The organism is Tropicimonas aquimaris, from assembly GCF_042676185.1.
GTDB lineage: Bacteria > Pseudomonadota > Alphaproteobacteria > Rhodobacterales > Rhodobacteraceae > Tropicimonas > Tropicimonas aquimaris.
Genome location: NZ_JBHTJT010000014.1, coordinates 1 through 8,969, shown reverse-complemented (window position 1 = coordinate 8,969; position 8,969 = coordinate 1). Strand labels below are relative to the sequence as shown.

Below are 8,969 nucleotides of genomic sequence, written 5' to 3'. Positions count from 1 at the left end.
CCGGATCCTGACGATCGTGGACTGCCATACGAGAGAGGCTCTCGCGACATCTGCGAGGACGAACTTCCGCGCCTACCAGGTCATCGACGAGCTTGACCGGATCGCTCGGATCAGAGGTAAGCCGCGGAGCATTCGAGTCGATAACGGCCCCGAATTCGCCGGCCATTTGCTCGACCAGTGGGCCTATCTGAACAAGGTCGAGCTCGACTTCTCTCGACCGGGAACACCCAGCGAGCGAGCCTTGGTGCGCCATTGGTTCGAGCGCAATGGCGAGCGCCTATATCGAAGCATTCAACAGCCGAGTCAGGCAGGAATGTCTCAACGCCTCATGGTTCTTGTCGATGGCCGACGCGCGCCAGAGGATCAATGAATGGAGGATTGATTACAACGAAAACCGGCCGCATTCGGCGCTCGGAAACTTGACGCCGAACGCCTTTGCAGCCCAACTTCAACCAACCCGAAAGGTCGCATGACGACCGGACCAGAAACGGGGTGAAGTCCCAAACGGGATAAATCTATCCCAGTTGGTGGACCACCACAGTGGGGGCACTCCACACGGACCGAAGCATGAACCCGGTTGCGGCCTATCGACGAGGGGTAGGAGACAAGCTCCAAGCTGACAAAGGCGCAACTGGTATCCGTAAGTCGGCGATCAAACCTGACCGCCAAGTGTTGAACTGTCGCAAATCGCCATTGACAGAACCGGCCCCGTTGCCGAAGTCTGAAGCCTAGCCCGAAGTGGCCTTATCGCGTCGAACGCTAGTTCAGACGCAGTACCCACCCAAACTTCATTGGGCACTCTTGGCAAGCGTTCCTTAACTTGGAGTCGCCTTATCCATCGCGCTCTCCGCCTGCTGCCGCTTCCGCGGTTTCCGGCGCCGTGTCTCCACTTCGATAGTCCGGTGCACCTGAAGGTCGACCTCGGCCCAATATACCAGTCGCATAATCGGGTAGAGGCGCCTCTCCTGCTACGTGGATATGCATGTCGGTCTGTGGGAAGGGGATCGAGATACCCTTCTTGTCAAACGCCTCCTTCACCGAGCGCGTCAGATCCCAGTAGACAGTCCAGTAATCCGCAACCTGCGTCCAGGGCCGGACGATGAAGTTCACGGAACTGTCGGCAAGTTCATTGACGCGAATGACTGGCGCCGGATCTGAGAGAACCAATGAATGCGCGGCGACGACCTCCTCCAGCACTTGCTGCGCCTCCTCGATCGAATCATCGTAGCCGATGCCGAAGACCAGATCGACGCGCCGGGTATCAGAGGCTGTCACGTTAGTAATCACGTCGCCCCAGACCTTTGAGTTCGGAATGACGATGACTTGGTTGTCGGGCGTCACGATAGTCGTCGAGACGATTGAGACCGCCTTTACGGTGCCCCCTGTGCCCGCAACAGTGACGTAATCGCCTTCATCGAACGGGCGGTTGATCATGATCATCAAACCGGAGGCCAGGTTGCTGAGCGTGTCTTGCATCGCAAAGGCAAGAATGAAGGTCGCGCCGCCGACCAGCGCGAATAGCGGTGTGATGTCGATCCCGAGCGCAGAGAGAACAACCATCAGGCCAATCCCGACCGTCAACCAGTATACGATCATGGCCAGGAAACCTTGCAGCAGCTTCGACAGGTCGGGAACCCGGCGAAAGAGACGGCGCGCATAGCTGCGCACAATTCTTGCAGCAATCAGCAGTCCCAAGAGCGAAATGACAATAACACCGACGCGCTTGGCAAGCCGGATGCCTCCGTCCTCGGAAGTGGTCCAGTTTATGGCCTGTTGGAGAAGCGTCCGCCAGTCAGCGCGCTGCTTCTCCTCGACAATGATAGCACTGCGATAGGCGCGCAAATCGGCGATTTCGGCCTCGTCTCCGCCCTTCTTCTCCAGCATGTCGACAACGCTGGAATATCGCGCGAAGGCGTCACCGCGCTCCTCAGTAAGGGCCACCAGTTCCTCGCGTGCAGCCGTGTCGTCGTCATCGTCCGATGCGCTGATCTCGATCTGTTTTCCTGCGACCGCATCGGTGCGCTCGCGGGCAATCTGCTGCCAGGCGCCTGCGAGCGCTGAGAGTTCGCTTTTAGTTAACGGAATTAGACGGATGGCTAGCTCATCGAGGCCAATTTCGGGGTCTTCAAGCCCGGCGGGATAGGCCTGGCCAGCGTCTTCGGCCGGTGGCTCTTCCTCCGCCGAAGGTGCTTCAGAAGTCGGAGCGACCGTGGCTGGGGCGTCTGTGGTCACGTCCTGGGAGAAGGCCCGTGGCGTCGGTAAAGCGACGCACAGAAGGACGAGGATCAGAGCAAGATGAAAGAAGCGTCTCACGTAAAACCTCCGCCGTATGACGTGGGATTTCCCACTTTTCTTTCCGGTCCCGGGACGATGCCGCAAGTGGGTGCCGGTCGCAACATTTCGCGGTGTCCTCCGATAGCGCGTTCTTGCCATGCAAACAAAAGTCGTCTGGCGGAAGTGTCCGCAATCGGGAATGCAACTCATTCGCAACACCTAAGAATAGCAACCCAGATCCACCGAAAGACACGGAACCTGAGAGCTGCTCAGGTTATACTATGTCAGGAAGTCAAATACGCTCTCGGTAGAGGACGGAAACCAGACCAACTTGGAGGAGGACAAGATGACACCAAAAGAGCAACTTCCGGCGGAGGACTGGGCGGGCATTCTTCAGGCTCCGATGCTCGCCGGGTTCGCCGTGACGGCGGCAGACCCGAGCGGTTTGATCGGTGCGTTTCAGGAGAGCGCGGCGATGGCGGGATCGCTCAGAGACGCCGCCGCGGGCGCCGGAACTGGCTCGCTGGCCTCGGAGGTGTTTGGAGCCTACAAGACCGCCGAGGGCCGCAAGACGGCCGTCGAGGGGATCAGGGCGCTGGCAAAAGGCAGAAAAGCCGCTGAAGCATCGGAGGCAGCGGTCGGGCGATTGGGCGAGGTTATGCGAGTGGTGGAACGTGAACTTCCGGATCAGGCTCCCAGCTTCCGTGACTTCCTTATCACCACAGCCATGAAGACCGCCGAGGCGAGCATGGAGGGCGGCTTCCTCGGGTTTGGAGGCGAGAAGATCTCGGATGCCGAAAGGAAGTCGCTGGATGACCTTAAGGCAGCACTTGGAGCCACCGTCTAGTCCAAGACCGCTCACGGAAACCTTGGGGTAGCGTGCCGGCGCAGCGCTTTCGACCTGCGTCGGCGCAATACCCAAGGACGATCTCAATCAGGAGCATTGCAATGAGCCTCGTGAAAACTCTTGCCAAGGTGGCGGCCGGCGTCGTTGTCGCCAACAGCGTCAAAAACATGATGGACGGCGGTGCCGGAGGGCGCACGCTACCTCGAACCGGTCGTGTCGGTCAGGCGTCGTCGGGCAGTGGCCTTGAAGATATTCTGGGCCGGGTGCTGGGAGGTGGCGGCCTTTCCCGTGGCTCAGGTGGCGGCCTCGGCGGGAGCGGCGCGGGGCCAGGAGGTAGCCTGCAGGACATGCTGGGCCAGTTCCTGGGTGGTCGCGCGGGCGGGGCTGGCAGGGCGGGCTCCATGGGGGAAATGCTCGAACAGCTGAGCCAGTTGTCCCGCCCAGGAGGTGGATCCGGCGGAATGGACAGGCAAACCGGCGGACAGGGTGGATTCGGGCGCCGTCTCGACGAGGCACTGAACCAATACGGCGAGCCGCAAACGCCGACGACCGACGACGAGGAGCACCTGGCCGGCGTCCTGCTGCGGGCGATGATTCAGGCCGCAAAGGCCGATGGGCGGATCGACCCGAAAGAGAAGACGGCACTTTTGGGCCGCTTGGGAGATGTCAGCCGGGAAGAGGAGGCGTTCGTCGAGCGCGAGCTCAATGGGCCGGTCGATGTTCGTGGGTTGGCGGCGGACATCCCGCGCGGCGCTGAACAACAGTTCTACATGGTCTCGGTCATGGCCAAAGAACTCGACGACCAGAGCGAGGCCAAATACTTGCACGAACTGGCGCAGACGCTGAACCTCGATCCGGCGACGGTCAACGCGATCCACGACCGACTCGGTGCGCCACACATCTATCGCTGACCGGTGGGCGGTGGGCGGTGGGCGGTGGGCGGTGGGCGACGGTTGTGCCCGAAAAGGGAGGATGCAAGATGCGTAATGTTGGCTTTGGGGTGATCGCCGCACTTGGTCTGGTGTCTGTGCCGGAAGCGTCCGCACAAAACTGGAAAGACCGGCTACAGCAAGGCGCGGATATCGTACGTGAAGGCGCCAACGCAGCTCAGAGGGGGGCGTCGGGCGTCGCGAACAGAGTGAATGAGAGCGTCAATTCCACCGTAGATCTGCTCACCAACGAGGCGACGCCGCAAGAAACGCGGGACGAGCTCGATACGATGGCGATCGATGTTATGAATCGCCTGTTCTCGGAACAGCCGGACGCTGCGTTGCTGTTCGAGCAGAGTACCGGCTATGCCGTATTTGATACGAGGAAGCTCGTGCTTGCCGGTCTTGCCGCCGGAGCGGGACGAGGAGTTGCCGTCTCCCGGGATGGGAGCAAACATGTCTACATGAACATGGGAACCGCCGGCGTCGGACTTTCATTCGGGATCGGCGGTTTCGAAACCCAAGTCGTGATACTGTTTGAGGATGATTTCAAGTTCCTGGAGTTCGTCACCAGCGGCTACGATGCGACTGCGGAAGCTGGTACGATGTTCGGGGATGACAAGGAGAGCCTCGGTATTCGCTGGATCGATGGACGGGCGATTTTCCACCTGACAAAGAAAGGCTGGAAAGCCTCGGCGACCGCGGCGGGCACGAAATATTGGGTGGATGCGACCCTGAACTGATCTCGCGCTGCCACTTGGATGCATCGCTTTGACGGACGCACACTACGTGTCCGAACCGGCCGGAGTGATGAAACCCGATCTGCCGCGCATGAGAATGTGATTTTCGCTATTGCAGCGAATGGCGGTTTTCCTGGGCCGCACCGCGGCGGCAATCGGACGGGATGAACGGCGGCACTGGGCCGAACGCGCACCTTGCGTCGAGTGCCGGACGACCCATTCTCGAAGGTGCAGAGATCACAGAGAGGGGGGCCGGCCGTTCAAAGTGGGGAACACCAAAGTTGGGTGGGCGGACCAAGCTGCTTGATACTGTCGCAGAGAACTCTGCCTCTGCACAGCAGACGAGAGGTTGAGATCGGCTCGGCACCTCAGCACGATGTCCGCAAACCGGACGTTGAGCCGGGTCGAATAGCCCTAAGTCCGTTCCGGTCGTTCGCCGCGCTGTCAATGAACTGGAAAGATGCGGGACATTCCCGTCGTTCGCCCCCGAGCGGCGAACCGGCGCTCACTGCGCGTTGCCGACATCGGGGCTGCCTGAGCAAGGTCCGGTGCGCGGACAAAGCTGTGGTCGGGCGCGCCACGAAGCGTTGTGGTTTCGCAAACGACCTCGGTGCGCTTCTCCGACCATCTGATGGCCTTGCTTCCAGATGTTCGGATTGCGTCCGATGTGGTATTACTCACAATCAAAGGTGTTGGTGTATTCTCCGTTGGTTTCCAAGGGCGATCTGGCCCTGCTCTCGCATGAAAGAAGGTCAAGCATGACCCGCGATCAGATGATCAACCACATTCTTTCCGCCAATGTTGTTGCCAAGGCGGCGGCGGCCCATGGTCACCACCCGTTTGGCGCAATACTGGTCAGCCCCGAAGACACAATTCTGATGCAGCAGGGCAACATCGACACGGTGCATCACGCCGAGACTGAGATCGCGCGCCGAGCGGCAACGGAATATGCCCCCGATTTTCTCTGGAAGTGCACCTTGGTCTCCACCGGCGAACCCTGCGCAATGTGCACAGGTACGCTCTATTGGGCCAACATCGGTCGATTGGTCTTTGGCTTTGAGGAGGTGAAACTCCTTGAACTGACGGGAGACCATCCTGCAAACCCTACCATCAACTTGCCCTCCCGCACCGTCCTGAGCCACGGCCAAAAGAAGATCGAGGTGCACGGACCATTTCCTGAAATTGAAGAACCGCTTGTCGAACCGCATCGTGATTTCTGGCATCGATAGACTTCCAATCGGCACATATGTCTTTCTGGCCTCTAACCGATCATCCGAGCCTTTACGTCATATGTCCGCGAAGTTAGCAAACTACTCGTTCGGACATCAACACCCGCAGTTGAACCGGCAAGCACGCCAGAACCGTCGCGAGCTGCGCATAGTGGTCGTTCACCTGAAACACGGAATGTCCGCTGTTGATTGGATAGCTTGCCCGAAGGTGTAGGCTCGAATAGAGCCGTATGTGCAAGCGCTCAAATCACTCTCGGGTATCAAGGCATTCCGGCTTGCTTCATGCTGCTCAGCCAGCGTTCGTACATACCATCCGGTTTCCAATCCGTAGGAACAGACGTGGCCTCGATCTGGACCGTGTATCCTGGTCGCGTCCCCAGAAAGGTTGCCATAGCTGCTTTCGCCTGGTCTAGCCGTTCCAAACAAACCAGTATCGAGGCGAGGGCCTTGTTTGAGGCAATTGGTGGCGACGCCATACTCTGCATCGCCTGCAACGCCTTCTCGCACTCATTCTTCTGCCAATAGGCCAGGCCTAGTTGCCAGCGGAGCCAGTCGCCGTGAAGCGGATCAACTTTTTCCGCCTTGTGTAGCGCGTCCAACGCCTCTTCGGTCCTTCCAGAGTAGAGCAACGGAACCGACATGCCGATATAGACAATAGAGTCAGAGGGGTTCAGCTTTGCCGCACGTTCGAAGTGCAAGATGGACTCGGCGTGTTTCCCCTGACGCGACAGTACCCGCGCAAGAGCATAGTGCGACATGTAGTTTTCAGGATCGATTCGAAGAGCGGTTCTCGCCAGTTCGACTGCGTCGGCAAGAACCTCATCGCGCGGTTGCATCCAGCCCAGCACTGCCGCCGGGATGAGCATCAAGGATTTGCCAATATAACCCCATGCCGAACCTGGCTCCTCACGTATCGAGGTTTCCTCAAGCGCAATCGCCTTCTGCCAGTTCTCGTAAGTCAACTGGGTCATGATGTTTCGCGCCTGGAGACCACGAAGGCGGGAATCCACGTCCCTCGGGGCCGACCGCCCCGGCATATCGGACAGGAGCGCCTGGCCGACCTCTGACGCCACATGGTGAACAATGTCATTCTGAACCACGAACAAGTCACTGATATTACGTTCATACTTGTCCGCGAATACGTGGGCGCCCGTATCCGTCTCAACAAGCTGAGCGGTCACGCGCAGGCGCTCGCCATCGAATTGCTGACTTCCTTCCAGGACGTAGTCGGCGCTCAACTTCTCGCCTATCTCGCGGACATCAGTGGGCTTCGAGCGGAATTGAAAGCTCGAATTGCGTGCGACGACCCGGAACTGCGGGAACCGGGCCAGTTCGGTGATAATTCCCTCGCTCAACGCATCGTTGAGGTAGTCCTGATGTGGCGCGGCACTCAGATCATCAAGGGGAAGTACTGCCACGACCGGGAGCCCCTTCTCTCTATTTCCGTTCTGCCAGTAGAGGAAAGCCAACAAGGCAATAACCAATCCGATTACTGGAAGCGCGATGAGCGCCTTCTGCATGACGGGTGGATCGGTCTTTGATGCAGTTGGCGGATTGAACCGGTAGCCCTTTCGGGGAACGGTCTGAACGATGCTGCGTTGAGTGTCGCCAACGGCTGCGCGGATTTCGGCGATGCATTGCACCAGACTGTCGTCGCCAACCTGCCGCCCCTCCCAAATTGCTTGGGAAAACTCGTCCTTCGTAACAGTTCGGTTCGGCGCGCTCGCAAGCACGCGCAACACTTCGCGGGACTGTGGACGTAGCTCGACCGGAACTCCCGAGGCCGTCTTGAGCGTCCCATCCAACCCGTCGAGAACGACGCCAGATCTTTCGAATTCGTAAATTTTCACAGGTTTTCGTTAGCCAGATTCGCCCTCCCTGACTTCACACTCAGGATATGCCAGTCCAGTCGATTTCGCCAAATGAACACGGCGCGACAACGGCCAGACGGCGATCTGATCGAAAGATTCTATCTACTTTGAGGCCCGAAAAAACGGAGACATTCCATGAAGAAGACCCTGACAATGACGTTGATGTTCGTTGCGAGCGCCGCCGCCGCCCATGACCCTATCGATTGGAATGGCTCGGAAATTCAGGTCTTGTTGAACCGGGAAGAAACTGGCGGGGACATGGGCATCTTCACCACCCGGTTCCCGGGACCCGGTGGGCCGCCGCGCCATGTTCATGAAGATGCCGGTGAGGCCCTGTACGTGATGGAAGGGTCGGCCGAGTTCCTTGCCGACGGCAACACCTTCGTCTTGGGCGAAGGGGAGATCGCCTTTGTACCGAAAGGGGTCGATCACACCTTTCGCATACTTGAGGAAGATGGTGGCAAACTGATGGTCATCGTCGCGCCGGGCGGTTTCGAGGGCTTCTTTGACGCAACGAAACATCTGAAGCTTCCGGATGAGATCGAGACGCTCAACACAATTTCAGCTGAGTATGGTCAAGTCTTCACAGGTCCGCCGCTTGAAGCCGAGTAAGCTCGTACATGTTCGAACGACATGTTTGAAACGGTCGACCATGGGATGGTCGTCCCCGTGTCCTGTGAGGGTTTCCAAACCAATCGCGTCCAAACCAGACATCCGAGGAAATTCTCGGATGTCTTCCTGGTCGGCATTGCCGTCGCTGATGCGGCCCGCGGCATCCGTCAAGAAGGGCTCGGTGCTTCCGTTCGCTTTGAATTGCATAATGGTCCGCAGTAGGCTGTTTCGCCCCCTCCATGGCACCGTAGAACTTGCTCAGTCGTACGGCGACTAGAGGTCATGTTCTCTCGCGCAGCGGAGGCCGTGAAATGAAGTCACAGCGTGGCCTCCCCTTCCTAGTGGACGGACACATCTTGACGCACAATCCCACATGAAATAACTGTGCGCCCTACTGAGCGGCCGTTGTGTAGTGGTAAGACCTTAGCCTTCCAAGCAAAGTGCGTGAGTTTCATTGAGCTTCGCGC

At 58.8% G+C, this 8,969-nt stretch carries 7 protein-coding genes and 1 pseudogene; 6 read left to right on the top strand and 2 right to left on the bottom strand.

Features of this window, described 5'->3' with window-relative positions; translation table 11 throughout:
• Window positions 1-473, top strand: a pseudogene (locus tag ACFQ2S_RS11615) (integrase core domain-containing protein); the annotation flags it as partial.
• Window positions 474-831: 358 nt separating this feature from the next.
• On the opposite strand, the gene ACFQ2S_RS11610 reads toward ACFQ2S_RS11615, so the two are convergent.
• The gene (locus ACFQ2S_RS11610; protein WP_386074618.1) at window positions 832-2,313 is read right to left on the bottom strand and encodes a mechanosensitive ion channel family protein; all 1,482 of its coding nucleotides are present in this window, start codon (window positions 2,311-2,313) and stop codon (window positions 832-834) included.
• Window positions 2,314-2,605: 292 nt separating this feature from the next.
• On the opposite strand from ACFQ2S_RS11610, the gene ACFQ2S_RS11605 reads away from it, so the two are divergent.
• From ACFQ2S_RS11605 to ACFQ2S_RS11590, 4 genes are all read left to right on the top strand, one after another.
• Window positions 2,606-3,121, top strand: a complete 516-nt coding sequence (locus ACFQ2S_RS11605) for a hypothetical protein (RefSeq protein ID WP_386074617.1) — start codon at window positions 2,606-2,608, stop codon at window positions 3,119-3,121.
• 101 nt (window positions 3,122-3,222) lie between these two features.
• Entirely contained in the window at window positions 3,223-4,032 is an 810-nt protein-coding gene (locus ACFQ2S_RS11600; RefSeq protein ID WP_386074616.1) for a DUF533 domain-containing protein, read from the top strand.
• Window positions 4,033-4,100: 68 nt separating this feature from the next.
• Window positions 4,101-4,793, top strand: a complete 693-nt coding sequence (locus ACFQ2S_RS11595) for a hypothetical protein (protein ID WP_386074615.1) — start codon at window positions 4,101-4,103, stop codon at window positions 4,791-4,793.
• Window positions 4,794-5,548: 755 nt separating this feature from the next.
• Window positions 5,549-6,019: a nucleoside deaminase gene (locus ACFQ2S_RS11590; RefSeq protein WP_386074614.1), complete on the top strand. Its 471-nt coding sequence runs from the start codon at window positions 5,549-5,551 to the stop codon at window positions 6,017-6,019.
• Between the two features lie 260 nt (window positions 6,020-6,279).
• Here the strand turns inward: ACFQ2S_RS11590 and ACFQ2S_RS11585 are convergent, their stop codons facing one another.
• Complete coding sequence (locus ACFQ2S_RS11585) at window positions 6,280-7,869, bottom strand: winged helix-turn-helix domain-containing tetratricopeptide repeat protein (protein ID WP_386074613.1); 1,590 nt, start codon at window positions 7,867-7,869, stop codon at window positions 6,280-6,282.
• Window positions 7,870-8,025: 156 nt separating this feature from the next.
• On the opposite strand from ACFQ2S_RS11585, the gene ACFQ2S_RS11580 reads away from it, so the two are divergent.
• On the top strand, window positions 8,026-8,502 hold the full coding sequence (locus tag ACFQ2S_RS11580) for a cupin domain-containing protein (protein WP_386074612.1): 477 nt from the start codon (window positions 8,026-8,028) through the stop codon (window positions 8,500-8,502).
• Window positions 8,503-8,969: the final 467 nt, after the last annotated feature.

Coding starts and splice junctions, on each gene's coding strand:
- ACFQ2S_RS11600 (WP_386074616.1), top strand. CDS start 3,223: ATGAGCCTCGTGAAAACTCTTGCCAAGGTGGCGGCCGGCGTCGTTGTC.
- ACFQ2S_RS11595 (WP_386074615.1), top strand. CDS start 4,101: ATGCGTAATGTTGGCTTTGGGGTGATCGCCGCACTTGGTCTGGTGTCT.
- ACFQ2S_RS11590 (WP_386074614.1), top strand. CDS start 5,549: ATGACCCGCGATCAGATGATCAACCACATTCTTTCCGCCAATGTTGTT.
- ACFQ2S_RS11580 (WP_386074612.1), top strand. CDS start 8,026: ATGAAGAAGACCCTGACAATGACGTTGATGTTCGTTGCGAGCGCCGCC.